The organism is Methylobacterium sp. ap11 (assembly GCF_900110515.1).
GTDB classification, from domain to species: Bacteria; Pseudomonadota; Alphaproteobacteria; order Rhizobiales; family Beijerinckiaceae; genus Methylobacterium; species Methylobacterium ajmalii.
This window is the reverse complement of record NZ_FOEB01000018.1, coordinates 41,741-68,032: the sequence shown is the minus strand read 5'-3', so window position 1 is coordinate 68,032 and position 26,292 is coordinate 41,741. Positions and strand designations below refer to the sequence as shown.

The window sequence follows — 26,292 nt, the reverse complement described above, 5'->3', positions numbered from 1 at the left end:
GGTCCCTCGGGGCCGCGCTTTTTTCGTGGGCGGGGCGAGAAAGTCCCCGGGGGCGGTCAGCCCCGTGTCATCACCACGTCGAGCTGCGGCTTCTGGTTGATGGTCTGGAAGACCACGCAGTAGCGCTCGGTGAGCTTCAGGAGCTGGTCGAGCTTCTCCTGGGGTGCGTCCGCGTCGACCTCGAAGGTCAGGCGGATCACCCGGAAACCGACCGGGGCGCCCTTGTCGACGCCGAGCGTGCCGCGGAAGTCGAGGTCGCCCTCGGCCTTGACCAGCCCCTTGCGCAGCGGAATCTCCAGCGCGGTCGCCACTGCCTTCAGGGTCACGCCCGCGCAGGCGACCAGGGCCTCGAGCAGCATGTCGCCGGAGCACAGCTCGGCGCCCGAGCCGCCGCTCGCCGGGTGGAGGCCGGCCACCGCCAGCGCCCGGCCGGTCTCGACCTTGCAGGCGATGCCGCCGTCGTCGAGGGAGCCTTGCGCCTTCAGGGTGATCACGGCCGCGTCCGGATCGCTGCGGTAGCGGTCCTTGATCGGGGCCTGGAGCGAGCGCAGTTCGGTGGCGTCCATGGCGTGTCGTCCTCCCGGGGTTATGGGCGAACGGCTTAGCACCCCGTCCCGGCCGCTCGCCAGGGGACGGGACTCACGACCAAAGGCGGATCGACCGGACGGCTCGCCCGCCGGGCTCACCACCACAGCGCGGAGGCGTCGGGCTTTTCCCGGTCGGCCGCGCCCTCCGGGCGCAGCGAGCGGTCGAGGCTCGCCAGGATGGTGCGGGCGGCGGCCTCGCTGCCGGGCGAGGAGGGCTGGCGCGGGCGGCTCAGGGGCAGCGGGATCGTGTCGTCGATCCGGCCGGGCTTGGGGCGCAACACCACGGCCCGGTCGGCCAGCGCCACCGCCTCGGCGACGTCGTGGGTGACGAGGAGCACGGTCGGCCGGCTCTCCTCCCACAGGGTCAGCAGGTGGCGGTGCAGCCCGGCCCGGGTCAGGGCGTCGAGGGCCGAGAACGGCTCGTCGAGGAGCAGCACCTTCGGGGCGGCCACGAAGGCGCGGGCGATCGCCACCCGCTGCTGCTGGCCGCCCGAGAGGTCGCGGGGCCAGCGCCCGGCATGCTCGGCGAGGCCGACGCGCTCGAGGGCGTGCGCCACCCGGGCCCGGCGCTCGGCCCGGGGCAGGTCGGCGAGGCCGAACCCGACATTGTCGGCGACGCTGAGCCAGGGCAGCAGCCGCGGCTCCTGGAAGACGATGCCGACGCCCGGATGCGGGCCCGCGATCCCCTCCCCGTCGAGGCGGATACCCCCGGCGCTCGCCCGGTCGAGCCCGGCGATCAGGCGCAGCAACGTGGTCTTGCCGCAGCCCGAGCCGCCGATCAGCGCCACGATCTCGCCGGCCCGCACGGTGAGCGAGATGTCGGCGAGCGCCCGCGTGCCGTCGGCGTAGGTCTTCGACAGGTGGTCGAGGATCAGCATGATGAGCCCCGATTGACCTGCGAGAGTCGGATCGCGACGACGTGTTCTATCCCACCCGCGACCTCATCCTGAGGTGCGACCGACGGGAGCCTCGAAGGAGGGCTCCAGGACACGCGGCGACTGCTGGAGCCCTCCTTCGAGGTCAGTCCATCTCCGATGGACTGACACCTCAGGATGAGGTCGTAAATGGGAGAAAACCGGTCGATCACGTCGGATAGTCTTTCATCCTCGGCGTATCAGAGCGAATCCCGCGCGGTGTCCTGCCAGCGCGCCAGCGGCGCGGTGAGCCCCACCAGCACCGCGTCGCACAGCTTGCCCAGCGCCGCGAAGGCCAGGATCGCCGCGACGATCTGGTCCGGCTTGCCGAGCTGCTGGCCGTCGAGGAGGAGGTAGCCGAGGCCCTCCGAGGCGCCGAGCAGCTCGGCCGCTGCCACGAACATGAAGCCGAGGCCCAAACCCGTGCGGAGCGCCACGAGGGTCGCCGGCAGCACTGCGGGCAGCAGGATGCGGCGCGCCAGCGCGAGACGCGAGAGCCGGAACACCCGCCCCACCTCGACGAGCTTGCGGTCGACCCCCGCGATGGCGCCCGCCACCCCGAGATAGACCGGGAAGAACACGCCGACCGCGATGAGCGTGATCTTCGAGGCCTCGAAGATGCCGAACCACAGGATGAACAGGGGCACCCAGGCGATCGACGGGATCGCCCTGAGCGCCTGGAGGCTCGGATCGATCAGCCGGCGCACCGGCGGCAGGGTGCCGGTGAGCGCCCCGACCAGGATCCCGGCGAGCGCGCCGAACCCGAACCCGGCCACGACGCGGGTCAGGCTGGCCAGCACGTGGGTCCAGAGCTCGCCGCTCGCGGCAAGCCCCCACAGGGTGGCGATGACCCGGCCCGGCGGCGGCACCAGCCGCCCCTGGGCCCACCCCGCCCGCACCGCCGCCTCCCAGGCGAGGGCGAGGCCGACCGGCAGGACGAGCCCGACGAGCATCCGGCCGCCGGGCAGGCGCACCGGGCGCCGCGCGGCGGGGACGAGGGGCGCGGCCGCCACGGGTAAGGGGCTCGCCTCCATGGGTTACGGCGCGGCCGGCCCGAAGCGCGGGTCGATCAGCGCCTGGACCGCGGCGCCGACATCGGTGCCGGCCGGGATCACCCCGGCATCGAGGAGCGCGGTGCCGGCATCCAGGATCGTCTCGGCCTGGAGCTTGCCGATCACCGGCTGCGACAGGTCGGTGCGTTCGAGCTGGCGCGCCACCACCGGCTCGGGCAGCTTCGTCGCCGCGGCGAGGATGCGCTTGAGTTCCTGCGGGTCCGCGAGGGCGAGCTTGCGCGCCTCCTCGTAGGCACCCAGCACCGTGCGGGTCAGGTCCGGGTTCTGCCTGGCGAAGTCCTCGCGGACGTTGAGCACGCCCCAGGTGTTGGCCGCCGCGTCGCGATGGAACAGCACGTCGCCGTTCTCGATCTCGGCCGCCGCCATGATCGGGTCGAGGCCGGCCCAGGCATCGACGTCGCCGCGGTCGAGCGCGGTGCGCCCGTCCGGGTGCTGGAGCAGCACCAGCTTCACGTCGCGCTCGGTCAGGCCAGCGCCGCGTAAGGACCGGATCAGGAAGATATGCGGGTCGGTGCCGCGGGTGACGGCGACGCGGCGGCCCTTGAGGTCCTTGACCGCCTTGATGCCGGTCTCCGGCCGGGTCACCAGCGCGGTCCATTCCGGCCGCGAGAAGGCGTAGACCGCCTTGATCGGGTTGCCGTTGATCCGCGCCAACAGGGCGGCGGCGCCGGCGGTCGAGCCGAAATCGATCGAGCCGGCGTTGAGGAACTCGAGCGCCTTGTTGGAGCCGAGGGACTGGACCCAGCGCACCGTGATCCCCTGTGGCACCAGCGCCTTCTCCAGGAGGCCCTTGTCCTTCAGGACGAGGCTGACGGGGTTGTAGGTCGCCCAGTCGAGGCGCACCTCCTTGACGGCCTGCGCGCGGGCCGGCGCGCCGGCGGCGAGGCAGAGGCTTCCGAGGGCGGCCCCGATCAACGCGCGGCGGTGGATGCGCATCCGTCTCTCCCTGGCTGGCCGCGCCTTCCATGGCGACCGGCCGGGAAGCTAGGGCGCACCGTTCGGAGTGTCAAACGATCCGGCCGGTGAAGCGGATTAGCCTTTCGGAGCGAACGCCCGGCCGCACCCTGCGGAAGCGTTGGCTTTCGGCGGGCCGGGATGCCAAACAGGCGGGGACGCGACGGGATCCGGCCGCGCCTCCTGATTCCCGCCCCCTTGGTCCCCGCCTCCCCCTCGCCCGAACCCGGCTGCCATGCCCGACACCACCGTCATCGATCCGTCCGACACCGAGGCCGCCCTGCGCGCGATGCTGGCCGGCATCGACCAGTCGCTCAGCGACCCGACCCGCCTGCGCGAGCGGCTTGTGCCGGAACTGCGCCGCATCATCGAGGCCGGCCGGGCCGAGGCCGAGCGGCGGCTCCTCGCCGAGCGCGACGGCCACGCCTGCGCCGGGCTGATCTGCGCCCAGATGGATGCGGTGATCCGGGCGATCTACGACGCGGTGGTCAAGCGGCTCTACCGCTCCGACAACCCGACCGCCGCCGAGCAGATCGCCGTGGTGGCGACCGGCGGCTACGGCCGCGGCCTGCTGGCGCCGGGCTCGGACATCGATCTCCTGTTCCTCCTGCCCTACAAGCAGACCGCCTGGAGCGAGAGCGTCGTCGAGGCGATGCTCTACGTGCTGTGGGACCTCAAGCTGAAGGTCGGCCACGCCACCCGCTCGGTCGCCGACTGCCTGCGCGAGGGCCGCGGCGACATGACGATCCGCACGGCGCTGCTCGAATCGCGTTTCCTGTTCGGCGACCGCGCGCTGTTCGACGAATTGGAGACCCGCTTCGACCGCGAGGTCGTGCAGGGCACGGCGGCGGAGTTCGTCGAGGCCAAGCTCAAGGAGCGCGACGCCCGCGTCCAGAAGAGCGGCGCCTCGCGCTACCTCGTCGAACCCAACGTCAAGGACGGCAAGGGCGGGCTTCGCGACCTCAACACCCTGTTCTGGATCGCCAAGTACACCTTCCGGGTGAAGCGGGCCGAGGACCTGGTCGAGGCCGGCCTGTTCACGGCCGACGAGTTCCGCCTGTTCGAGCGCTGCGACGAGTTCCTGTGGCGGGTGCGCTGCCACATGCACTTCGTCACCGGGCGCTCCGAGGAGCGGCTGGGCTTCGGGCTGCAGCCGCGCATCGCCGAGCGGCTGGATTACGGGGCGCGGGGCGGCCTCGCCGCGGTCGAGCGGTTCATGAAGGCCTACTTCCTGATCGCAAAGGACGTCGGCGACCTCACCGCCATCGTCTGCGCCGAGATGGAGGCGCGCCACGCCAAGCGCCCGCCGGTGCTCGACCGCTGGCTGCGCCGCTTCAAGCAGCATTTCCGCGCCCCCGACCTGGAGGCGGACGATTTCCGCATCCATACCGGCCGGCTCGACGTCCGCGACGACGCCGCCTTCGAGCGCGACCCGGTCAACCTGATCCGGCTGTTCTGGCTCTCGGACCGGCACGACCTCGCGATCCACCCCGATGCCAGCCGGCTGGCGACGCGCTCGCTGGCACTCCTCGGCCCGATGGTGCGGGTCGACCCGGAGGCCAACCGGCTCTTTCTGGAGCTCCTGACCTCGCAGAACGCCCCCGAGACGGTGCTGCGGCACATGAACGAGACCGGGGTGCTCGGGCGCTTCGTGCCGGATTTCGGCCGCATCGTCGCGATGATGCAGTTCAACATGTACCACCACTTCACGGTGGACGAGCACCTGATCCGCTCGCTCGGCGTGCTGGCAAAGATCGAGGCGGGGGAACTCGAGGACGAGCACCCGCTGGCCCACCGCATCGTCGGCACGATCCAGAACCGCCGCGCCCTCTACGTGGCGATGTTCCTGCACGACATCGCCAAGGGCCGGAAGGAGGACCACTCGATCGCCGGCGCGGCGGTGGCGCGCAAGCTCGGCCCGCGCTTCGGGTTGGATGCCGCCGAGACCAGCACCGTCGCCTGGCTCGTCGAGCACCACCTCCTGATGTCGATGACGGCCCAGAGCCGCGACCTCTCGGACCCCAAGACCATCGAGACCTTCGCCAGCGTGGTGCAGAGCCTGGAGCGGCTGAAGCTGCTCCTGGTCATCACCATCGCCGACATCAAGGCGGTCGGCCCCGGCACCTGGACCGCCTGGAAGGCGACGCTGCTCCGCACCCTCTACTACGAGACCGAGATGGTGCTCTCGGGCGGCCGCTCGGAGATCCCGCGCACCGATCGGGTCCGGCTGATCCAGATGCGCCTGCGCGAGCAGCTCGGCGACTGGACGGCCGAGGAGTTCGACGCCTACGCCGCGCGGCACTACCCGCATTACTGGCTCAAGGTCGATGCCGGGCGCCAGCTCAAGAACGCCCGCTTCATCCGCGCGGCCGCCGAGGCCGGCAACACCGTCGCCACCGCCTTCGAGACCGACCCGTCCCGCGGCGTGACCGAGCTCTGCGTCTACTCCCCCGACCACCCGCGGCTGCTCGCGATCCTGACCGGCGCCTGCGCGGCGTCCGGCGGCAACATCGTCGACGCGCAGATCTTCACCACCGCGGACGGCTTCGTCCTCGACACCATCACCCTGTCGCGGGCCTTCGAGCGCGACGAGGACGAGATGCGCCGGACCGGCCGCATCGCCACCGCGATCGAGCGGGCGCTGAAGGGCGAGATCCGCATCGCCGACCTCGTCGCCGACAAGCACCCGGTCAAGGACCGGCCGCGCACCTTCCAGGTCGCCTCCGATTTGTCGATCGACAACGCGCTCTCGGCCCGCGAGACCGTCCTGGAGATCTCCGGCCTCGACCGGCCGGGCCTCCTGTTCGATCTCACCTCGGCGCTCGGCCGGCTTAACCTCAACATCACCTCGGCCCACGTCGCGACCTTCGGCGAGCGGGCGGTCGACGTGTTCTACGTCACCGACCTCACCGGCACCAAGGTGACCCAGCCCGACCGGCAGGCGACGATCCGCCGGGCGGTGATGGCGGTGTTCGAGGCCGACCTGCCCCGCGGCGACCGTGGCCGCCGGTCCGGGACCAAGGCCTCTCTTAAGGACGAGCCGAACCGGGCGGCGCCCGCGTCCGGCGAAGCTTGATTTCGGGGGCCGTCCACCTGATATCGGGGTCACTCCCAGATCCCTTTTCCGGAATGACGATGACGCCGAACGACACGGAGAACGCCGCGCGGGCGCACGAGCCCGAGGCTGCCGAGGGCGCTCCCGCCTCCGCGCCGGAGGCCGCCCCCAAGGGCGACGCGCTGGCGACCCTCGAGGCCGAGAAGCTCGACCTCAAGGACAAGCTCCTGCGCACGCTGGCCGATATGGAGAACCTGCGCCGGCGCACCGAGCGCGAGGTGGCCGACGCCCGCACCTACGCGGTGACGAACTTCGCCCGCGACATGCTCAACGCCGCCGACAACGTCCGCCGCGCCCTCGAGAGCGTGCCGGTCGAGGCCCGCGAGACCGCCGAAGGCGCGCTCAAGGCGCTCGTCGACGGGATCGAGCTGACCGAGCGCGATCTGCTCAAGACCCTGGAGCGCCACGGCGTGAAGCGGGTCGACCCGCAAGGGCAGCGCTTCGATCCCAACCTGCACCAGGCGATGTTCGAGGTGCCGAACCCCGATGTCACCTCCGGCACCGTCGTGCAGGTGGTGCAGTCGGGCTACGTCATCGGCGAGCGCGTGCTGCGCCCGGCCCTCGTCGGCGTCGCCAAGGGCGGCCCGAAGGCCGAGGCGAAGCCCACCGAGGCGTAAGGGCCTTCCCAACCGATTGCGGGGCGCCGGCCGGCGCCCCGCGCTCACGCCTCCTCGGCCGCCCGTTCCCGCGCCCCAGACCTGCCCGTGCCGGCCGGCGGCGTGCCGAAGGGCAGGCGCAGCCGGGCGATGCGGGGATAGATCGCCGGCAGCACCACCAGGGTGAGGAGCGTCGCGGTGACGAGGCCGCCGATCACCACCGTGGCGAGCGGGCGCTGCACCTCGGCGCCGGCGCTGGTCGAGAGCGCCATCGGCAGGAAGCCGAGGGCCGCCACCAGGGCGGTGGTCATCACCGGCCGCAGGCGCATCTCGGCGGCCCGGGTCGCGGCCTCCTCCGGGTCGAGGCCGCTGCGCTCGAGGTCGCGGATGTAACTCGTCAGCACGACGCCGTTCAGCACCGCGATGCCGAAGGTGGCGATGAAGCCGATCGCCGCCGAGACCGAGAACGGCAGCCCGCGCAGGTAAAGCGCCAGGATTCCTCCGGTCGCCGCCACCGGCACGTTGAGGAAGATCAGCCCGGCGAGGCGGATGTCGCCGAACATCACCACCAGGAGCACCAGGATCGCCGCCATCGCTGCCGGCACCACCACGACGAGCCGCGCGGTCGTCTCCTGCAGGTTCTGGTACTGGCCGCTCCATTGCAGGGCGTAGCGCGGCGGCAGCGGCACCTGGGCGGCGACCGCCGCTTGCGCCTCCGCGACGAAGCTCTGCACGTCGCGCCCGCGGACGTTGGCCTGGACCGAGATGCGCCGCTGCAGCCGCTCGCGGCTGATCTGGGCCGGGCCGGTCTTCACGCTCACGGAAGCGACGAGGGAGAGCGGCACCTGGGCGCGGCCGTCGCGCCCCACCGGCAGGGCGCGGATGCGCTCGAGGTCGGCCCGGTCGTCGGGGCTGAGGCGCACCACGATGTCGGTGATGGCGTTGTCGTCCCGGTAGACGCTTCCCGCCATGCGCCCGCCGATCGCCTCGACGACGTCGAGCACGTCGCCGACCGCGACCCCGTACCGGGCCGCCGCTGCCCGGTCGACCTCAATCGACAGGGCCGGCATCCCGGCCTGGGCCTCGGCCTTGACGTCGGCCGCCCCCGACACCGCCCCGACCGCGCGCACGATCGCGTCGGCCTTGTCCTTCAGGACCGCGAGGTCGTCGCCGTAGAGGCTGATCGCCACGTCGCCGCGCACGCCCTCGATCAGGTCGTCCATCCGCATCTGGATCGGCTGCGAGAAGGCGTAGGCCACGCCCGGCACCTCCTCGCGCAGGCGCTTGTCGAAGGCGGTGACGAGGCCGTCCTGGCTCGTCGCGGTGGTCCAGGTCGCCGGGTCGGCGAGCGTGATGAAGCTGTCGGTCGATTCGACGCCCATCGGGTCGGTCGGGATCTCGGCGCTACCGGTGAGCGAGACCACCCGCTTCACCTCCGGGAAGGACTTGAGCACCGTCTCGATCCGCCGCACCGCCTTCAGCGAGGCGTCGAGGTTGATGCCCGGCAGCTTCTCGGAGGTGAGCACGATCGAGCCCTCCGAGAGCTTGGGCAGGAACTCGCCGCCGAGCCGCGTCGCGAGCCAGCAGCTGCCGCCGAACAACGCCAGGGTGAGGAGCACGGTGGCCCCGGCCCGGCGCTCGGCCAGCCGCAGCACCGGCGTGTAGAGCGCCCGCATGCCGTGGACGAGGCGGGTCTCGCGCTCGCCGATGCCGGGGCCCGCCAGCATCAGCGCGGCGAGCGCCGGCATCAGCGTCAGGGTGAGGACGAGCGAGCCGGCGAGCGCCAGGATCACCGTCAGCGCCATCGGCCGGAACATCTTGCCCGCCACCCCTTCGAGGGCGAGCACCGGCAGGTAGACCAGGATGATGATCGCCACCGCGAACAGGATGGGTTTCGCCACCTCCGCGGCGGCGTCGCGGATCACCGCGAAGGCCGGGCGGTCGGGATGCTCGCCGCGGGCCCGCAGCACGTTCTCGACCATCACCACGGCGCCGTCGACGATGAGCCCGAAATCGATCGCGCCCAGGCTCATCAGGTTGCCCGACAGGCCGAGCACCCGCATGCCCGCGAACGCCATCAGCATCGAGAGCGGGATCGCGGCGGCGACCACGAGCCCGGCCCGCAGGTTGCCGAGGAGCAGCAGGAGGACGACGACGACCAGCACCGCGCCCTCGACGAGGTTGTGCGCCACGGTGTGGATCGTGCGCTCGACCAGCGTCGAGCGGTCGTAGTAGGGCACGATGGCGACGCCGGGCGGCAACTGCCCGCGCAATTCCTCGATCGTCGCCTTCACCCGCGCCACCACGGCGCTGGCATTCTCGCCCTGCTGCATCATCGCGATGCCGACCACCGTCTCGCCGGCGGCGTCGTGGCTCACCGCGCCGAGGCGGACCTTGGGCGCCTCGACCACCGCGCCGAGGGTCGCCACCGTGACCGGCACGCCGCCGGACCGCGTCGCCACCACGATGCCGGCGATGTCCTCCGGACCCTTGGCGAGGCCGAGGCCCCGGATCACCTCCTGCTGGTCGTTGTGCTCCAGGTAGGCGCCGCCCCGGGCCATGTTGTTCTCGGCGAGCGCGGCGTAGACCTGGGACAGGGTGACGCCGTAGCGGCGCAGGTTCTCGGCCGAGACCCGGACCTCGTAGGTCGGCAGCTGGCCGCCGTAGATGTTCACGTCGGCGATGCCGGGGGTCAGCTTCAGGCGCGGCGCGATCGTCCATTGCAGCAGGCGCTTGAGCTCCATCGGCGAGTAGGCCGGGCCGCGCAGCTCGAACTGGTAGATCTCGCCGAGACCGGTCGCCATCGGGCCCATCTGCGGGTCGCCGACGCCCGCCGGCATCATCGCCTTCGCCTGGGGCAGGCGCTGGAAGACCTGGGCGCGGGCTTCCGCGAGCGGCACCCCGTCCTCGAAGGTGACGTAGACCGCCGAGACGCCGTAGCGCGAGGTCGAGCGCAGGCCGGTGAGTCCGGGCGCCCCCGCCATCGCGCTCTCGACCGGAAAGCTCACCAGCCGCTCGACCTCGAGCGGCCCGAGGCCGGGCGAGAGGGTGAGCACCATCACCTGCTTGGGCGAGATGTCGGGCACCGCGTCGATCGACAGCCCGCGCAGGTTGGCGAGGCCGCCGGCGGCACCGGCGAGCGCGATCATCAGCACCAGCCAGCGGCGGCGCACGAGGAGGGCGAACCAGGTCTTCATCGGATCAATCCTTTGGAGGGTCAGTCCGTGGAGCCGAGGAGCGCACGCAGCAGGATCGCCTTGAGGCCGAAGCTGCCGGTCGTCGCCACGGTCTCGCCGGGCTTGAGCCCCGACGTGACCTCAACCCAGTCGGCCCGCTGCACTCCGAGGGTAAGCGCACGCTTCTCGAACCGGTCCTCGCCGGTGCGCACGAAGGCGACCGGGCCGTCCTCGGTCAGCTGAAGGGCGGCGGCCGGCATGGTCGTGCCGCTGCGGCCGAGATCGGCGGCGATCTCGACCGAGACGAACATGTTGGCCCGCAGCCGCCCGTCCGGGTTGGCGATCTCGATCCGGGCCGGCGCGGTGTTGCTCGCCGGGTCGATCGCGGCGTTGACCGAGCGCACCCGCCCCTCGAAGACCGGGCGGTCGGGCATCGGTGCCGTCACGGTGGCGGTGTCGCCCGCCTTCACGGCGTCGATGTCGCGCCCGTAGAGATTGGCGAGCACCAGGATCCGGCGCGGATCGGCCACCGTGAAGGCGTCGCTGCCGGTATCCACCACCTGGCCGAGGCTGAGGCTGGCACTGGTGACGACCCCGTCGATCGGCGAGACGATGGCGCTGGTCTCCGGGCTCGCGCCGGGCTCCGGCGCCAGGCGGGCGACCTGGGCGGTGTAGAGCCCGACCCGGGCCCGGGCCGAGGCGGTGGCGGCCTGCGCCTTGGCGAGATCGACCCGGCGCCGGTCGACCTCGGCCTGGGCGACGCCGCTCACCTTCATCAGGTCCTGGCCGCGGGTGAGGTTGAGGGCGGCGACCGCCTCGGTGGCCTGGGCCTCGGCGAGGCTCGCCTGCGCCTCGGCCAGCCCGTTGCGGGCCTCCAGCAGGCCGGCGGCGTCCAGGGTGGCCAGCGTCTGGCCCGCCCGCACCGCGTCGCCCGGCTGCACCGCGAGCGACAGCACGCGTCCCGCCGCCCGCGGCTTCAGATGGGTGACGCGGCGCTCGTCGAAGGCGATCGTGCCGGGGGTGCGGACCGGCAGGACGATGTGCCGGGTCTCGACCGGCCCGAAGGCGAGGCCGAGGCGCTTCTGCCCGGCGGCGTCGAGGGTGACGAGGTTCGGATCCGTAGGCGCGTCCTTCTGGGCCTCCTTCGCCGCATCCCGCTCGGCGGCCGGCGTGTCGAGGAGCGGCGCCAGCAGCGGGATAAGGCGCGCCGGCACGAGCGGCGCGAGAAGTTCGCGCGCCGCGTCGCGCTGCCACCAGCCGAACCCCAGCACGCAAGCGACGGCGAGGAGGACGATCGCCCATCGCGACGGCCCGCCGCCCGGCCCGCGCCCCGACGGGTGCTGCCGCGCCGGCTGAACGGGTGCAGCGATCCGCCCGCGCGGGGCTTGGTCCTCGTCGCGGGCGAGGTGCACCGCCCTCTCCATCGTCACGCCCACGACCGCCCTCGCCTCTCCAGATTGGAACCGTTCCAGCACCTAGCGAGAGCCGTCCGGCCCGCCATTAAATTCGCGTTCATCGTGCGATTCCGCCGAGGATCGCGGCGCCGTTCGTGAGACAAGGCGTCGGGTTCACGCAGCGCGGCGAAGGACGGTGGCGAAGCTTCTGCTGATCGAGGACGATGCCGAGACGGCGACCGAACTGCTCGGCGACCTGCGCGGGCGCGGCTATGCCGTCGACTGGGTCGCGACCGGGCCGGAGGGCGCGGCGCGCGCCCGGGCGGAGCCCTGGGACGCGATCATCCTCGACCGGATGCTGCCGGGCCTCGACGGGCTGAGCCTGCTGCGCGACCTGCGCGGGGCGGGCGACCGCACCCCCGCCCTGGTGCTGAGCGCGCTCGGCGACGTCGACGAGCGCATCCGCGGCCTGCGGGCGGGGGGCGACGACTACCTCGCCAAGCCCTTCGTCCTCGCCGAGCTCGCCGCCCGGATCGAGGCGCTGCTGCGCCGCCCGGCCGACACCCGCGAGACGCTGCTGCGGGTCGGCGACCTCGAGATCGACCTCATCGCCGGCACCGGCCGGCGCGGCGCCCGCGACCTCGACCTGCTGCCGCGGGAACTGAAGCTCCTCGAATACCTGATGCGCCGGCCCGGCCAGGTCATCACCCGGGCGCTGCTGTTCGAGGAGGTGTGGAACTACCGCTTCACCCCGAAATCCAACCTGATCGACGTCCATCTCGGTCGCCTGCGCCGCAAGCTCGAGGCGGAGGGCGAGGCGCCGCTGATCCACAGCGTGCGCGGCATCGGCTTTGCCCTGATGCCCGATGCCTGACCTCTTTCGCTCCACCGGCTTCCGCTGGGCGCTCGGCATCGCCGCCTGGACCACCGTGATGGCGCTGACGATGTTCGCCTTCGTCTACTGGCAGACGGCGGACTTCATGCGCGAGGAACTGGCCGAGACCCTGCGGCTCGAGGTGCGCGCCGCCGCCGCCCAGCCGGCGGCGACGCTCGACCGGGTCGAGACCTGGATCGCCATGGACCGGCACGCCACCCATTATGGCGGCCTGTTCGGGCCGGACGGGACGCGGCGGGCCGGCAACCTCGTCGCCCTGCCGGCCGGCCTGCCGCGCGACGGCGATTCCACCCGGGTCGACGCGGTGCTCGATCTGAGCCAGGGCCGCGTCGACGACGCGATCTGGGCCGCCGCCCTGGCGCTGCCCGACGGCGGCACGGTGGTCATCGCCCACGACACCGACGAGGTCGACCGGGTGCGCACCACGACCCTGCGCGCGCTCGGCCTCGGCCTGGTGCCGACCCTGGTCCTGTCGGGGCTCGGCGGCCTGGTGCTCGCCGGCCGGGCGCGGCGGCGGCTCGCCACCACCGAGGTCGCGGTGGCGGAGGTGATGCGCGGCGATCTCGGCCGGCGCCTGCCGGTCGGCCGGGCCAACGACGAGTTCGACCGCCTCGCCGGCACGGTGAACCGGATGCTCGACGAGATCGAGCACCTCGTCCACGAGGTCCAGAGCGTCGGCGACGCGGTGGCGCACGACCTGCGCACGCCGCTCACCCGCCTGCGGGCCCGGCTGGAGCGCAGCCGCGAGCAGGCGACGAGCGTCGCCGAGCTGCACGCGGCCATCGACCAGGGTCTCGCCTGGATCGACCAGACCCTCGCCATGGTCACCGCCGTCCTGCGGATCGGCGAGATCGAGCACGGGCGCCGTCGCGCCGGCTTCGCCCCGGTCGATCTCGGCGAGGTGGTGCGCGAGGCCGCCGAGTTCTTCGAACCGGTGGCCGAGGACAAGGACGTCGCCCTCGCGCTCGCGGTGGATCCCGAACTGGCGCCGGTCGAGGGCGACCGCGACCTCCTGTTCGAGGCGGTCTCGAACCTGATCGACAACGCGGTGAAGTTCACCCCGGCCGGCGGCACGGTGCGGGTGGCCTATGCGGCGAGCGAGGCCGGCCGCGCGGTCGTGGTCTCGGATACCGGGCCGGGCATCCCGGAAGCCGAGCGGGCCCAGGTGTTTCGCCGCTTCTACCGGGCCGAGCCCGCCCGCCACACCCCGGGCCACGGCCTCGGTCTCGGCCTCGTCGCGGCGATCGCCCGGATGCACGGCTTCTCGGTCGCGGCCGATGCGGCGCCCGGCGGGGGCGCGCGCTTCACCCTGCTCTGCCCCGCTGGCCCGTCGCGCAGGACGTGAACGCCTTCACCCGCGCTCGGCCGTCTCCCGACTCTCCTCGACGACGTGGGCCAGGATCTCCGACAGGCGCGCCGCCGCGTCGGGGCGGCCGGTCCGCCGGAACGCGGCGATCAGGCCGGCGGCGTCCTCGCGCAGCATCCGGGTCGGCAGGTGGCTCGCCAGCGACGGCGCCACGGTGGCGACGAGGCGGGCGACGCCGTGCTGCTGGGCCGCCGGCAGGACCGGCAGGCTGCGCGCGAGCGCCCGCAGGATCAGGGCCAGGCTCTGGTGCTGGCGCGATTCGGCCGCGGCGACGACGAGGCTCTCGATCGCGTCGAGGACCTGGTCCGGCAGCCGGTCGCGATAGGCGATCCGGGACGCGGGCGCGCGCGGCACCGGCGCCGCCCAGTCGTGCAGCAGGCGCTGGAGGGCGTGGACCGCAATGGCCCCGACGGCGGGATCCGAGCGGGCGGTCGAGATCGCGGTCCAGCCGATCGTGCCGATATGGTCGAGGCTGAAGGCCGGGTCGTGGGCGACGTCGCGCTGGTCCTCAATGGCGATGGCGGCACCCACCACCTCGACCAGGGCCGGATCGGCGGGGCCGCCGACGACGACCGCGACCGCCCCGCCCGGCGGCACGAAGCCGCCGACGGGGAGCGTCAGGACGAGATGGCGTCCCGGATGCGCCTCCAGCGCCCGGGCGAGCCCGTCGACGTCGATCCGCGTCAGGTAGCCTCCGGTCGTGGCGGGGACCGGGACGCCGTCGCCGGGCGGGCCGGAGGGCTCGGCGGTCGCGGCGAGCAGCGGCAGCTGGCGCGCCCGCGCCGCGACCGCGGCCTCGCGGATCGTCGCGATGGCGGTGACCGGCCGGGTCTGGTCGATCGTGGTATAGATCAGCACCACCAGGGCGACGAGGGAGACCGCGCCGAGGAGCGTCGAGATCATCACCCCCAGCACCGGCGCCGTGGTGTGGGTGGTCTGGACCAGGGTGACGAGGACGAACAGCGACACGCCGACGAAGAAGCCGAACCAGGCGCTGTTGGCGCGCCGGCGCAGGTAGTGGTCGACGATCTGCGAGTTGAGGGTGGCGGCGCCCTGCTGCACCGCCAGCAGCAGGATCGAGAAGGTGATCGAGGTGACGCTGATCAGGCTGCCGGCGATGGTCGACAGCATGCTGATCGCCGACTGGGTGTCGCCGACATACTGGCTGAGGAAGGTGCGCAGGGGCCCCCATCCCTCCCGCGGCCCGGCGGTGTTGTCGATCCGGTCGATCGTGTGGGCGAGCACCACGAAGCCCAGCACGATCACGACCGGCAGGCCGAGGAATTCCGAGAACGAGCGCCGCAGGCCGGACAGGGCGCGCGGCGTCGCGAGGCGCGCGGTCATGCGGGCGCTCCTCCGCCCGTGCATCGTCCCGCCATGAGAATCCCCCCGTCGTGCTCGGCGGGGATCTGGGGCGTTTCCCTACGGCATCAATCCAGGATCAGCCGCCGAGGGGCGAGGGCACCGGCGACACCCCCTGCTCCCCGGCCGCCCGCCGCTCGGCCGCGAGCGCCCGGGCGTAGGACGGCTCGGCCTGCAGGCCCGCCCAGTACGCCCTGGCGAAGTCCGGCAGCTGCTCGCCGAGGCCCGCGAACTCGGCCAGCATCAGGGCGTAGCCGACCGAGATGTCGGCGGCGGTGAAGCGCCCGGCGGCGACGAAGCGGCGCTCGCCCAGCACCGCGCCGAAGCCCTTCAGCCGCGACAGGAACCATCGCGAATAGTCCTCGACGAGGCCGGGGTTGCGCCGCTCCGGCGGCTCGAACCGGCCGTAGCGCAGCACCAGGGTCTGGGGGAAGGTCAGCGTCGCCTCGCCGAAATGCAGCGCGTTGAGGTAGCGGCCGTAATCCGGCTCGTCGGGCCGCACCCCGAGTCCGCCGGCGCCGTGGCGCGCCGCCAGGTACTCGCAGATCGCCGCTGATTCGGTCATCCGCACCTCGCCATCCTCGAGGAGCGGGATCGTGCCGAGGGGGTTGAGGGCGAAATACTCCTTGGCGTGGACCCGCGGCGGGAACGGCAGCATCGCCAGTTCGTAGGACAGGCCCAGCGCCTCCAGGGCCCAGAGCGGCCGGAACGAGCGGGCGCCGACGCAGTGATGCAGCTTCATTTCGTCACCAGGGGGCAGTTGCCGGCCTTCAGCGGCCGGAAGGCCTGGTCGGCGGGAATCGTCGAGACCAGGCGGTAATAGTCCCACGGGCCCTTCGACTCGGACGGCTTCTTGACCTCGAACAGGTACATCGGATGGGTCACCCGTCCGTCGGCCCGCACCTCGGAGCGGCCGAAGAGCGGGTCCTCCGCCGGTACCCGGCGCATCTCGGCGGTCACCGTGGCGGGGTCCTTGCTGCCGGTCGCCTTCACGGCCTTGAGGTAGTGCATCATGCCGGAATAGACGCCGGCCTGAACCATGGTCGGCATCCGGCCCTTGTGGCGCTCGGCGAAGCGGCGCGACCAGGCGCGGGTGCCGTCGTTGAGGTCCCAGTAGAAGGCTTCCGTCAGCACCAGACCCTGCGCCACCTTGAGGCCGAGGGAATGCACGTCGCTCAGGAAGACCAGGAGGCCGGCGAGGCGCTGCCCGCCCTCCGCGACGCCGAACTCGGCCCCTTGCTTGATGGTGTTGATGGTGTCGCTGCCGGCGTTCGCCAGCCCGACCACCTTGGCCTTGGACCCTTGAGCCTGGATCAGGAACGAGGAGAAGTCGTTGGCCGCCACCGGGTGGCGGACCGAGCCCAGCACCTTGCCGCCGTTGCGCTCCACCACCTCCGACACGTCGCGCTCCAGCGCCTTGCCGAAGGCGTAGTCGGCGGTGACGAAGAACCAGGTGTCGCCGCCGCTCCGCACCATCGCCCCGCCGGTGCCGTTGGCGAGCGCCCAGGTGTCGTAGGTCCAGTGGATGGTGTTGGGCGAGCAGAGCGCCCCGGTGATCTCCGAGGCGCCCGCCCCCGAATTGATCATCAGCCGGTTCTTCTCGCGCACGATCTGGTGCACGGCGAGCGCCACCGAGGAGAACGGCACGTCCAGCACCACGTCGAGGTCGTCGCGGTCGATCCACTGGCGCACGATGCCGGCGCCGACATCCGGCTTGTTCTGGTGATCGGCCGACAGGACCCGGATGTCGAAGTCCGGGTTCTGCGCCTTGAAGTCGGCCGCCGCCATCTCGGCCGCCACCACCGAGCCTTCGCCGGCGAGGTCGGAATAGGGCCCGGCGCGGTCGTTGAGCACGCCGAGGGTGACGCGGGTGGAGGCGGCCTGGGCCTCGGCGAGGCAGAGGAGCGAGGCGGCGGCGAGCGTCAGCCATCGCGTCGAGCGGCGGAGCTTGGATGTCGGCATGGTGTCCTCCCGGTGTGTAGTGGCATCCGGTCGTTGGTCGCCGGATGTTCCTTGGATCTCCATCGTCCTCCCGGGGCCGCGCAGCGGAACCCGGGATGGCGGCGTGTGTCTGAGAGCCTGATTGCTCGATTCAGGCCATCCATCCCACCCGCGACCTCATCCTGAGGTGTCATTCCATCGCAGATGGACTGACCTCAAAGGAGGGCTCCAGGGGTCTCAGCGATTTCTGGAGCCCTCCTTCGAGGTCAGCCGATTTTCAATCGGCTAACGCCTCAGGATGAGGTCGCGGATGGGAGGCAGAATTCTTTTGTTAGCCTCTGATATGGAGCGATCATGAGGCCGGGATGATCGTCACGCCCCTCCCCTCTCCCTGAGCGCCCGCCGGATGATCTTGCCCGTCGCGGTCATCGGCAGCTCCTCGACGAAGGCGACGTGGCGCGGGTATTCGTGGGCGGCGAGCCGGGTGCGGACGAAATCCTGGATCTCGCGGGCCAGCTCCGGCGTGCCCGCGACGCCGCCCTTGAGCACGACGAAGGCCTTCACCGCCTCGGTCCGCACCGGGTCCGGCACGCCGACGACCCCGCACAAAGCCACCGCCGGGTGGCGAAGCAAGCAATCCTCGATCTCTCCTGGGCCGATCCGGTAGCCCGACGAGGTGATCACGTCGTCGTCGCGGCCGACGAACCACAGGAAGCCGTCCGGGTCGCGCCGGCCGAGATCGCCGGTGATCAGCCACTCGCCGATGAACTTTCTCTCGGTCGCCTCGGCGTTGCGCCAGTAGCCGAGGAACATCACCGGGTCGGGCCGGCGCACCGCGATGTGGCCGGTGGTGCCGTCCGGCACTTCGCGGCCCTCCCCGTCGACGATGCGCACGTCGTGGCCGGGCACCGGCTTGCCCATGGCGCCGGGCCGGGCCGGGAACAGATCGGCGCAGGAGGAGACGACGAGGTTGCACTCGGTCTGGCCGTAGAACTCGTTGACCGGCACCCCGAGCACCGCCTCGCCCCAGGCCAGCATCTCCGCCCCCAGGCTCTCGCCGCCGCTGCCGACCGAGCGGAGGTTGAGGCCCGGATAGGGCGTCGTGCGGGTCTGGCGCATCAGCTTCATGGCGGTGGGCGGCAGGAAGACGTTCCTCACCCCCTGCTCGGCCATCAGCCGGAACGCCGCCTCCGGATCGAACTTCTTGGCGCGGTGCGAGACGACCGGCACGCCGTGATGCAGGGCCGGCAGCAGCACGTCGAGGAGGCCGCCGATCCAGGCCCAGTCGGCGGGAGTCCAGTACCGGTCGCCGGGCTGCGGCAGGAAGCGCTGGGGCATCTCGACCCCCGGCAGGTGGCCGAGCAGCACCCGGTGGGCGTGGAGCGCGCCCTTCGGATCGCCGGTGGTGCCGGAGGTGTAGATGATGACCGCCGGGTCGTCGGCCGCGGTGTCGACCGGCATAAAGGCGTCGGAGGCTTGGTCGCAGAGGGCATGGAAATCCTCCGCGCCCTCGCCCGCGCCGTCGATGCAGTAGACCCGCTCCAGGCCGGGGAGCGCGTCGCGGATGCCCGCCAGCAGCACGGCGCCGGCCCGGTCGGTCACGACCGCCCTGGCACCGCTGTTGCCGAGTCGATAGGCGAGCGCATCCGGCCCGAACAGCACGAAGAGCGGGATGGTGATCAGCCCGGCCCGGAAACCCGTGATGTGGGCGACCGCCGTCTCGGGTGATTGCGGCAGCAGCACGCCGATCCGGTCGCCGCGGGCGAGCCCGTGCGCCGCCAGCACGTTGGCGAAGCGGTTCGACCAGCGCCGCAGGTCGTCGAAACCGTAGCGCGTCACGGCGCCATCCTGGTCGAGGTGGATCAGCGCCAGCGGGTTGCCGGGGGCGTGCCGGTCGCAGACATCGGTGCCGATGTTGTAGCGGGCTGGAATCCGCCAGCGAAAGTTTTCGAGGAGGTCGGCGTAGCTGTGCGTGCGTTGCAGCATCGGCGTTCCCACCCGTCTTTCTTATGCGGACCGTTCGGCGGTCCTTCGATTGAAACGATCGTTCATTCGTTTTTGGGTGTCAACATCGATGGGAGGACGGTCGGGACAGCGAGTGCACGATCAGGACAATTAACTGCGTCCCACCCACAACCTCATCCTGAGGTGTTGGCCGATTGAAAATCGGCTGACCTCGAAGGAGGCCTCCAGAACACTGCGCGATCCCTGGAACCCTCCTTCGAGGTCAGTCCATCCCGATGGACTGACACCTCAGGATGAGGTCGCGGTTGGGGCGGATGGAAGGAAGCGCGATCTCCTCACCCCCCCTTCACCGCCCCCGCCGTCAGCCCGGCGACGATCTGGCGCTGGGCGAACACCGTCAGCACCAGGACCGGCAGCGTGACGATGAGGGCGGCTGCCGCGAGCGGCCCCCAGCTCAGCTGGTCGAACGAGATCATGTTGTAGACCGCCACCGGCAGGGTCCGGGTCTCGCGTCCGGCGAGCACGATACCGAAGACGAAGTTGTTCCAGGAGAAGATCACCGCCAGGATCATCGCGACGGCGATGCCGGGCTTGGCGATCGGCAGCGCCACGTAGCGAAACACCTGCCAGCGGCTGGCGCCGTCGATGACGGCCGCCTCCTCCAGCTCCATCGGCGTGGTCTCGAAGTAGCCGATCATGATCCAGATCACGATCGGCACCGTGACGACGAGGTGGATGATGATCTGCGGCCACAGCGTGCCGAGGAGCCCGAGCCACTGGAACAGCAGGAAGAGCGGGATCAGGTAGGACAGGCCCGGGGTGATGCGGGCGACCAGGATCACCACCGCGGCCTTCGCCGCCTTCATCCGGGCGATGCCGTAGCCGGCCGGCACCCCGACGAGGAGCGCGAGCCCCGTCGCCGTGCCGGTGACCAGCAGGCTGTTGAGGAAGTAGGTCGAGAACCGGTTCGATTCGAGGACGTCGATGTAGTTCTTCCAGGCGAAGCGCTCGGGGATCAACACCGGCGGATAGGCGGCGTTGTCGATCTCGTACTTGACCGAGAGCGACAGCATCCAGACGAAGAACAGGATCACCGGCGAGACGATGACCAGGACGGCGAAGAGCAGGGCGGCCTGCCGGAGGAGCCAGCGGACATTCATGCCACCGCTCCCTGCGTGCGCTTGCGGACCACCAGCAGGGCGGCGGCGAGCGCGATGATGAGCAGGAAGAACACCACGGCGATCGCCGAGCCGTAGCCGACGTCGTAGTAGGCGAAGGCGACGCTGTAGAGGTAGATGTTGATCGTCTCGGACGCGGTGCCGGGTCCCCCTTGGGTGATCGCGAAGATGATGTCGAAGCTCTTCACGGCGTCGATCATCCGGATCATCGCGGCCACGAACAGGAAGGGTGCGACCAGCGGCAGGGTGATGTGGCGAAACACCTGCCAGAGCGAGGCGCCGTCGATCTGCGCGCTCTCGTAGGGCTCGGTGGGGAGCGCCGCGAGGCCGCCGAGCACGATCAGCATCACGAGCGGCGTCCACTGCCAGGTCTCGACCAGCACCAGCGACGGGATCACGGTCGCCGGGTGAAAGACCCAGAGCTGGGGCGGGATGCCGACCAGCGAGAGCAGGTAGTTCAGCACCCCGAGCTGGGGGTGGAACATCATGGTCCAGACGAGCGCGATGGCCACCGGCGTCGCCATCATCGGCAGGATGAACACCCCGCGCAGGAAGCCCCGCAGGGGGAACCGGGCGTGGAACACGCAGGCCGCCAGCGTGCCGAGGATCAGCGGCAGTACCACCGAGAGCGCGGTGTAGACGAGCGTTTGCCACACCGCGTCGAGGAAGCGCGGATCGGTGGGCAACCGCGCGTAGTTCGACAGGCCGACGAAGGCCGGCGCCGCGCCGACCTTCCATTCGTGCAGGCTCATCCACAGGGTGAAGGCCCAGGGAAACACGATCACCCCGACGACGACGACGAGGGCCGGCACCACGAAGGGCCAGTAGCCCGGCGGCTGCCAGCGGGGGCTGAGCACCTCGGCGGGCGCCAGTTCCTCGGTCGGGGCGACCGGCGGCGCGAGGCCGGCCCGGGCCATCAGGCCTTCTCGCTGCGCTCGAGGATCGGGCGGTACTGCTCGGCTGCCTTCTTCAGCTCGGCCGCCGGATCGGCTCCCGACAGGGTGGCGGTGACGGCGGAGCCGACGATGTCGCGGAACTCCGCCACCGGCACCACGACCGGCAGGCCGAGCTTGCTGATCTTGGCCGAGCCGATCGCCGAGTCCAGCCACTCGCGCGGCATCTTCACGCCCTGCTGGACCTCCGCGTCGCCGAGGATCGAGTCGCGGAACGGCACGCCGCCGCCCGCCTGGAGCAGGCGCGCGCCCATCAGCTTCGAGACCGCCCACTGGCAGTAGAGGTAGCCCGCCTCCTTCTTGGTGCTGGCCGCCGCCACCCCGATGCCGTCGCCGTAGGTGGCCGCCGCGTGGTCCGCCGGCCCCTTCGGCACCACGGCGTAGCCGACCTTGCCGACGACCCGCGACGCATTGGGGTCCTCGAGCGGCGGCGCCCAGCCGACGCCGTCGAGCCACATCGCGGCGCGGCCCTGCGTGAACGCCGCCATCGACTCCATCCAGTTGAAGCCGACGACGCCGGGGGGCGCGGTCTTGGTGAGGAGCCGCTGGTAGAGCTTCGTCGCCTCGACCGCCTCCGGGCCGTCGATCAGCAGGTTGCCCCTGTCGTCGAGGAAGCGGCCGCCATAGGCGAGGAAGAACGCGCCCCACAACGCCATGTTGGCGTTGCGCAGGCCCCGGCCGACGAAGCCGTAGGTGCCGGCCTTCGGGTCGGTCAGCGTCTCGGCCGCCCGCATCATCTCGTCGAAGGTCGTCGGGAGCGCGACGTTCTTCTTCTGGAAGAGTTCCTTGTTCCAGTACAGGATGAAGTAGTCGACCGAGAGCGGCAGCGAGCGCATCTCGCCGTTCGGGGTCTTGGCGTAGAGAAGGCCGGCCGAGCTGAAATCGGCCTCCTTCAGGGAGGGCTCGGTCAGGGCCGGGTCCTTCATGAACCCGGCGAGGTCGGCGAGCCAGCCGGCCTTGTCGAACTGGCGCTTCTGGACGTGGTAGCTCAGATGCACCACGTCGAAGCTCGGCCGGCCCGAGGTCAGCTCGATGACGATCTTCTGGCGCTGCTGCTGCTCGGGGATCACCTCGGAGGAGACCTTGATCCCGGTGAGCGCCGTGAACTCGGCGGCGCTGCGGTGGAGCAGGTCGCCGCGCGGGCCCTTGATCAGGTTGACCTCCAGGGAGGTGCCGGCATGGCGCTTCCAGTCCACGGCCGCGAAGGCCGGGCGCGCGCCGATCAGTCCCAATCCGGCCGCGGCGGCGCCGGAGGCCAGGATGGTGCGGCGGCTGACAGCGCCGCGAAACGTCTCGCCCATGGTGTCCACCCTTGCGATTCCGCCCGGATCTGACGTCCGGGCTGGTTCGAGGCGGGGCCGGTGTTCCGGTCCCCGTCGTGCCGCATCGCCATTGGCGTCGCGAAACGGCAGCGCTGCCGCCCAGCGTAGTGCAAGAGGCGCGACCGTGGAAAGCGGCTCGCCGCAAGGACCCGGGAAAAATCCGCGACCAGGTGCCGAGGGTCACGAACAATCGAATCGGCCGTGCGGCAACGGCCGACGAGCGTCGTCATGCGGGACTGTCCGCCGCGTCGCACTCCCGGAGGTCGTGTGTCTGAACGAGGTGATGCGGGTCGATCTCGAACCGGTCCGGGTCTTCGGTCCAGGCCCGACGGATGGTTGGGAACGGGGTCTTCCAGCGCAGCACCTCGAGGTGTTTGGCGAAGTTGCAGGCCGTCACCGTGGGGGGAAGGTCGCCATGACGTCGAGCGCGCGGCGACTTGCTTTCGACGCTTGGAGTTCGGCTCGTCCTTCGACAGGCTCAGGATGAGGGACGCGGCGGCGTGCGGGCGCTGCCGTGATAGAGTTCCTGCCGTCGTGCATCCTCCGCCCGACGACTCAGCGCCGGTGAGGCGCCCTCCCGCTCCGGGACCAAACATCTAGTCGGTGATCAGGCGTCCGCTGTAGATCGCCGGCCCGGTCGGAGCGCCCGAGGGCGAGCCCCCCGGTGGCTCGACCGTCACGGCGAGGCTCGCGCCGTCGAGGAGCGGGCGGTCGCCGGCCGGCAGGGCGAGCCGGGTGTCGGCGGCATCCCTGACGAGGCCCAGCGAGCGCGGAACGCCGGAGGCCGGAACCACCCACAGTTCGAGGCTGCGGTCCCGGGGCGCCTCGGCGGCGAGCGCCCGGACCTGGACCGTGCCGGCCCGCGTGTCGACCCGCACCACCAGTGCCGGCAGCTCGCCGCCCCGATTCACCACCGCGAGGTACTGCGCCGGCTCCGCCCGGGGGGCGAGGCGCTCGACGGCGATGAACAGGGCGAGTCCGGCGGCCAGCGAGCCGGCCGCCACGGCGGCGCGGCGCCAGCGCCGGAGCGCCGGACGCAGGTCGACGACGGGCGCGGCGGGACGGTCGGACACGCGGGTGGAGATCCCGGGCGCCTCGGCCGGCAGCCGGGCGGCGATGCGGTCCCAGGCCCCGGCCGGCGGGGCGATCCCCGGCACGGCCGCGGCCAGCGGAGCGAGGCGCGCCTCCCAGGCGCGCTCGGCCGCCTGAAGCGACGGAGAGCCGGCGCGCTCCTGCCGGTAGGCCTCGCGCTCTGCCCGGCCCAGGGTACCCAGCACGTATTCGGCGGCCCGCAGGCCGGCCTCGTCGGAAGGGGCGGTGTCGGGCGTGCTCATGCGACGGCGTCCAGGCAGCCCCGCAGCGAGGCGAGGCCGCGATGCAGCCACGTCTTCACGGTGTTGACCGGCCGGTCGTAGCGGGCGGCCAGCTCCTCCCGCGACAGACCTTCGCAATAGGCCAGCACGATGCAGTCGCGCTGCGCCGGCTCGAGCCGGCCGAGGCAGGCGAGGAGCGCGTCGCGGTCCAGGAACTCGGCCTCGCTGTCGCGCGGATCGGCGATGCGGGCGAGCCAGTCCTCCTCGTCGTCCTCGCCCGCTGGCATCGTCACCTCGCCCCTCCGGCGTACCAGGTCGATGGCGCGGTGGCGCGCGATCGCGGCGAGCCAGGCCATCGGCCGTCCCGCCTCCGGGGCGTAGCCCGCCGCACCCTGCCAGACCCGCAGGTAGGCGTCCTGCAGCACGTCCTCGGCCGCGCCCCGATCCCGGACGATACGCAGGATCAGCCCGAAAAGTTTCGGGGCGGTCCGGTCGTAGAGATCCCTGAGGGCGTCCTGCCGCCCGGTCGCGACCAGGGCGATCAGGTCCGCCAGGACCGCCGCCTCGTCGTCGGGCCGATCTCGGGTGGGGCGATCCTCGACGCGCACCATCGTTCCTGTCCCGGGGGCGCCCCGCGCCGCCCCTTCCGGAATGTTGCCATAGATCAATCGCGCCCGGCGGACCACCGGCACGATGGCGATCATGGGCACGCGGATCGCCGGACGATTCCTCCGCCGGGACCGGGCGCGTCGCGGGCTACCGCTTCGTCGGCTTCGCCCAGCCGGTCTTCACCACCTGGCGGCCGCGGCCGATCGCGAGGGTCCCGGGGGGCACGTCGTCGGTGATGACCGAGCCGGAGCCGACGAAGGCGCCGTCTCCGACGGTCACCGGGGCGACGAGCGCCGAGTTCGAGCCGACGAAGGCGCCCGCCCCCACCACCGTGCGGTGCTTGTTCACGCCGTCGTAGTTGCAGGTGATGGTGCCGGCCCCGAGATTGGCCCCCGCCCCGATCTCGGCATCGCCCACGTAGGACAGGTGGTTGACCTTGGCGCCGGCCCGGATCGCCGCGTTCTTCACCTCGACGAAGTTGCCGATGCGGGCGCCCCGCTCCAGCACCGCACCGGGCCGCAGACGGGCATAGGGGCCGATCTGGACGCCCTCGGCGAGCGTCGCCTTCTCGAGATGCGAGAAGGCGTGGATGGTGCAACCATCGCCGACGACCACGCCGGGGCCGAACACGACATGGGGCTCGACCACCACGTCGCGGCCGAGCGCCGTGTCGTGGCTGAAGAACACGGTCTCGGGGGCGACCAGGGTGGCGCCCGACAGCATGGCGTTCCGGCGCAGGCGCGCCTGCACGGTCGCCTCGGCGACGCTGAGCTGCACCCGGTCGTTGATGCCCTGCGCCTCGGCCTCGTCCACCGGCACCACCGCGACCCGGTGCCCGTCGGCCACCGCCAGCGCCACCGCGTCGGGCAGGTAGTACTCGCCGGCCGCGTTGGCGTTGCCGATCCGCTCCAGGAGCCCGAGGGCCAGCGGGCCCGAAAGCGCCATCAGCCCGGCATTGCTCAGGGTGACGCGGCGCTCGGCCGCGCTCGCGTCCTTCTCCTCGCGGATCGCCGTCACCCGGCCGTCCTCGACCAGCACCCGGCCGTAGCCGGTGGGATCGCGGGCCTCGAAGGCCAGGACCGCGACCGCCGCCCCCTCGGCCAGCGGCGCGCGCAGGCGGGCATAGGTCTCGGCGGTCACGAGCGGCGTGTCGCCGAAGGCCACGACCACGTCGTCGGCGCCGGATACCAGGGCGGCGCGGGCCGCCAGCACCGCGTGGGCGGTGCCGAGGCGCTCGGCCTGCGGGAAGGTCTCGGCGCCGGGGAACTCCGCGACCACCTTGGCGACGTCGTCGCGGCCGGGCTCGACCACCACGGCGAGGCGCCCCGCCCCGGCCTTCGCCACGGCGGCGAGCACGTGGGCGAGCATCGAGCGGCCGGCGATCGGGTGGAGCACCTTCGGCAGGTCGGAGCGCATCCGCGTGCCCTTGCCGGCGGCGAGGACGACGGCGAGGAGCGAGCGGGCCCCTGCGGGCGAGGAGGTGGTGGTCATCGGCGGCCCGTGGCGTGTGGCGGAACTCTGCCGCCCGTCTAGAGCAGCGCCCGATCGCTCCGCAACCGGACCCCGCTCCAGGTCTTCG

At 71.9% G+C, this 26,292-nt stretch carries 20 protein-coding genes; 4 read left to right on the top strand and 16 right to left on the bottom strand.

The window, feature by feature from the left end:
• Positions 1–56: 56 nt before the first annotated feature.
• From BMX97_RS22585 to BMX97_RS22570, 4 genes are all read right to left on the bottom strand, one after another.
• Positions 57–566, bottom strand: coding sequence for an OsmC family protein (locus BMX97_RS22585; protein ID WP_091753497.1), 510 nt, complete (start codon positions 564–566; stop codon positions 57–59).
• A gap of 116 nt (positions 567–682) precedes the next feature.
• On the bottom strand, positions 683–1,465 hold the full coding sequence (locus BMX97_RS22580) for an ABC transporter ATP-binding protein (RefSeq protein ID WP_091753496.1): 783 nt from the start codon (positions 1,463–1,465) through the stop codon (positions 683–685).
• Between the two features lie 236 nt (positions 1,466–1,701).
• On the bottom strand, positions 1,702–2,454 hold the full coding sequence (locus tag BMX97_RS22575; protein ID WP_244538595.1) for an ABC transporter permease: 753 nt from the start codon (positions 2,452–2,454) through the stop codon (positions 1,702–1,704).
• A gap of 84 nt (positions 2,455–2,538) precedes the next feature.
• Entirely contained in the window at positions 2,539–3,510 is a 972-nt protein-coding gene (locus tag BMX97_RS22570; protein ID WP_091753494.1) for an aliphatic sulfonate ABC transporter substrate-binding protein, read from the bottom strand.
• Between the two features lie 253 nt (positions 3,511–3,763).
• Between BMX97_RS22570 and BMX97_RS22565 the strand changes: the two genes are divergently transcribed.
• Together BMX97_RS22565 and grpE are read left to right on the top strand one after the other, a co-directional pair.
• A complete protein-coding gene (locus BMX97_RS22565; RefSeq protein WP_091753493.1) occupies positions 3,764–6,604 on the top strand; it encodes a [protein-PII] uridylyltransferase in 2,841 nt (946 codons plus the stop codon).
• Positions 6,605–6,663: 59 nt separating this feature from the next.
• Positions 6,664–7,260 (top strand): nucleotide exchange factor GrpE, encoded by a 597-nt coding sequence (grpE, locus tag BMX97_RS22560; protein ID WP_091753525.1) that lies wholly within the window; start codon positions 6,664–6,666, stop codon positions 7,258–7,260.
• Between the two features lie 44 nt (positions 7,261–7,304).
• Here the strand turns inward: grpE and BMX97_RS22555 are convergent, their stop codons facing one another.
• Complete coding sequence (locus BMX97_RS22555) at positions 7,305–10,436, bottom strand: efflux RND transporter permease subunit (protein WP_091753492.1); 3,132 nt, start codon at positions 10,434–10,436, stop codon at positions 7,305–7,307.
• A gap of 20 nt (positions 10,437–10,456) precedes the next feature.
• Positions 10,457–11,839: an efflux RND transporter periplasmic adaptor subunit gene (locus tag BMX97_RS22550; RefSeq protein ID WP_091753524.1), complete on the bottom strand. Its 1,383-nt coding sequence runs from the start codon at positions 11,837–11,839 to the stop codon at positions 10,457–10,459.
• A gap of 166 nt (positions 11,840–12,005) precedes the next feature.
• On the opposite strand from BMX97_RS22550, the gene BMX97_RS22545 reads away from it, so the two are divergent.
• Both BMX97_RS22545 and BMX97_RS22540 read left to right on the top strand, forming a co-directional pair.
• Positions 12,006–12,683, top strand: coding sequence for a response regulator transcription factor (locus BMX97_RS22545; protein ID WP_091753491.1), 678 nt, complete (start codon positions 12,006–12,008; stop codon positions 12,681–12,683).
• Positions 12,676–14,049 carry a sensor histidine kinase gene (locus BMX97_RS22540; protein WP_091753490.1) on the top strand — a complete coding sequence of 458 codons (1,374 nt, stop codon included), beginning with the start codon at positions 12,676–12,678 and terminating at the stop codon, positions 14,047–14,049. Before BMX97_RS22545 ends, BMX97_RS22540 begins: the two co-directional genes overlap by 8 nt.
• A 6-nt stretch (positions 14,050–14,055) precedes the next feature.
• On the opposite strand, the gene BMX97_RS22535 is transcribed toward BMX97_RS22540, so the two are convergent.
• From BMX97_RS22535 to glmU, 10 genes are all read right to left on the bottom strand, one after another.
• Positions 14,056–15,414 carry a DUF2254 family protein gene (locus tag BMX97_RS22535; RefSeq protein WP_177202313.1) on the bottom strand — a complete coding sequence of 453 codons (1,359 nt, stop codon included), beginning with the start codon at positions 15,412–15,414 and terminating at the stop codon, positions 14,056–14,058.
• 97 nt (positions 15,415–15,511) lie between these two features.
• Positions 15,512–16,174 (bottom strand): glutathione S-transferase family protein, encoded by a 663-nt coding sequence (locus BMX97_RS22530; RefSeq protein ID WP_091753488.1) that lies wholly within the window; start codon positions 16,172–16,174, stop codon positions 15,512–15,514.
• Entirely contained in the window at positions 16,171–17,394 is a 1,224-nt protein-coding gene (locus BMX97_RS22525; RefSeq protein WP_091753487.1) for an ABC transporter substrate-binding protein, read from the bottom strand. The genes BMX97_RS22530 and BMX97_RS22525 overlap by 4 nt, the downstream gene beginning before the upstream one ends.
• Positions 17,395–17,745: 351 nt before the next feature.
• Positions 17,746–19,359: an acyl-CoA synthetase gene (locus BMX97_RS22520; protein ID WP_091753486.1), complete on the bottom strand. Its 1,614-nt coding sequence runs from the start codon at positions 19,357–19,359 to the stop codon at positions 17,746–17,748.
• A gap of 314 nt (positions 19,360–19,673) precedes the next feature.
• Positions 19,674–20,498: a carbohydrate ABC transporter permease gene (locus BMX97_RS22515; protein WP_091753485.1), complete on the bottom strand. Its 825-nt coding sequence runs from the start codon at positions 20,496–20,498 to the stop codon at positions 19,674–19,676.
• On the bottom strand, positions 20,495–21,433 hold the full coding sequence (locus tag BMX97_RS22510) for a carbohydrate ABC transporter permease (protein WP_091753484.1): 939 nt from the start codon (positions 21,431–21,433) through the stop codon (positions 20,495–20,497). The genes BMX97_RS22515 and BMX97_RS22510 overlap by 4 nt, the downstream gene beginning before the upstream one ends.
• On the bottom strand, positions 21,433–22,770 hold the full coding sequence (locus BMX97_RS22505; RefSeq protein ID WP_091753483.1) for an ABC transporter substrate-binding protein: 1,338 nt from the start codon (positions 22,768–22,770) through the stop codon (positions 21,433–21,435). Before BMX97_RS22505 ends, BMX97_RS22510 begins: the two co-directional genes overlap by 1 nt.
• Before the next feature lie 617 nt (positions 22,771–23,387).
• Positions 23,388–24,125, bottom strand: coding sequence for an anti-sigma factor (locus BMX97_RS22500; RefSeq protein WP_091753482.1), 738 nt, complete (start codon positions 24,123–24,125; stop codon positions 23,388–23,390).
• A complete protein-coding gene (locus BMX97_RS22495) occupies positions 24,122–24,715 on the bottom strand; it encodes a sigma-70 family RNA polymerase sigma factor (RefSeq protein WP_091753523.1) in 594 nt (197 codons plus the stop codon). The genes BMX97_RS22500 and BMX97_RS22495 overlap by 4 nt, the downstream gene beginning before the upstream one ends.
• A 145-nt stretch (positions 24,716–24,860) precedes the next feature.
• Positions 24,861–26,204 (bottom strand): bifunctional UDP-N-acetylglucosamine diphosphorylase/glucosamine-1-phosphate N-acetyltransferase GlmU, encoded by a 1,344-nt coding sequence (gene glmU, locus BMX97_RS22490; protein WP_091753481.1) that lies wholly within the window; start codon positions 26,202–26,204, stop codon positions 24,861–24,863.
• Positions 26,205–26,292: the final 88 nt, after the last annotated feature.

Coding starts and splice junctions, on each gene's coding strand:
- BMX97_RS22585 (WP_091753497.1), bottom strand. CDS start 566: ATGGACGCCACCGAACTGCGCTCGCTCCAGGCCCCGATCAAGGACCGC.
- BMX97_RS22580 (WP_091753496.1), bottom strand. CDS start 1,465: ATGCTGATCCTCGACCACCTGTCGAAGACCTACGCCGACGGCACGCGG.
- BMX97_RS22575 (WP_244538595.1), bottom strand. CDS start 2,454: ATGCTCGTCGGGCTCGTCCTGCCGGTCGGCCTCGCCCTCGCCTGGGAG.
- BMX97_RS22570 (WP_091753494.1), bottom strand. CDS start 3,510: ATGCGCATCCACCGCCGCGCGTTGATCGGGGCCGCCCTCGGAAGCCTC.
- BMX97_RS22565 (WP_091753493.1), top strand. CDS start 3,764: ATGCCCGACACCACCGTCATCGATCCGTCCGACACCGAGGCCGCCCTG.
- grpE (WP_091753525.1), top strand. CDS start 6,664: ATGACGCCGAACGACACGGAGAACGCCGCGCGGGCGCACGAGCCCGAG.
- BMX97_RS22555 (WP_091753492.1), bottom strand. CDS start 10,436: ATGAAGACCTGGTTCGCCCTCCTCGTGCGCCGCCGCTGGCTGGTGCTG.
- BMX97_RS22550 (WP_091753524.1), bottom strand. CDS start 11,839: ATGGAGAGGGCGGTGCACCTCGCCCGCGACGAGGACCAAGCCCCGCGC.
- BMX97_RS22540 (WP_091753490.1), top strand. CDS start 12,676: ATGCCTGACCTCTTTCGCTCCACCGGCTTCCGCTGGGCGCTCGGCATC.
- BMX97_RS22535 (WP_177202313.1), bottom strand. CDS start 15,414: ATGACCGCGCGCCTCGCGACGCCGCGCGCCCTGTCCGGCCTGCGGCGC.
- BMX97_RS22530 (WP_091753488.1), bottom strand. CDS start 16,174: ATGAAGCTGCATCACTGCGTCGGCGCCCGCTCGTTCCGGCCGCTCTGG.
- BMX97_RS22525 (WP_091753487.1), bottom strand. CDS start 17,394: ATGCCGACATCCAAGCTCCGCCGCTCGACGCGATGGCTGACGCTCGCC.
- BMX97_RS22520 (WP_091753486.1), bottom strand. CDS start 19,359: ATGCTGCAACGCACGCACAGCTACGCCGACCTCCTCGAAAACTTTCGC.
- BMX97_RS22515 (WP_091753485.1), bottom strand. CDS start 20,498: ATGAATGTCCGCTGGCTCCTCCGGCAGGCCGCCCTGCTCTTCGCCGTC.
- BMX97_RS22510 (WP_091753484.1), bottom strand. CDS start 21,433: ATGGCCCGGGCCGGCCTCGCGCCGCCGGTCGCCCCGACCGAGGAACTG.
- BMX97_RS22505 (WP_091753483.1), bottom strand. CDS start 22,770: ATGGGCGAGACGTTTCGCGGCGCTGTCAGCCGCCGCACCATCCTGGCC.
- BMX97_RS22500 (WP_091753482.1), bottom strand. CDS start 24,125: ATGAGCACGCCCGACACCGCCCCTTCCGACGAGGCCGGCCTGCGGGCC.
- BMX97_RS22495 (WP_091753523.1), bottom strand. CDS start 24,715: ATGGTGCGCGTCGAGGATCGCCCCACCCGAGATCGGCCCGACGACGAG.
- glmU (WP_091753481.1), bottom strand. CDS start 26,204: ATGACCACCACCTCCTCGCCCGCAGGGGCCCGCTCGCTCCTCGCCGTC.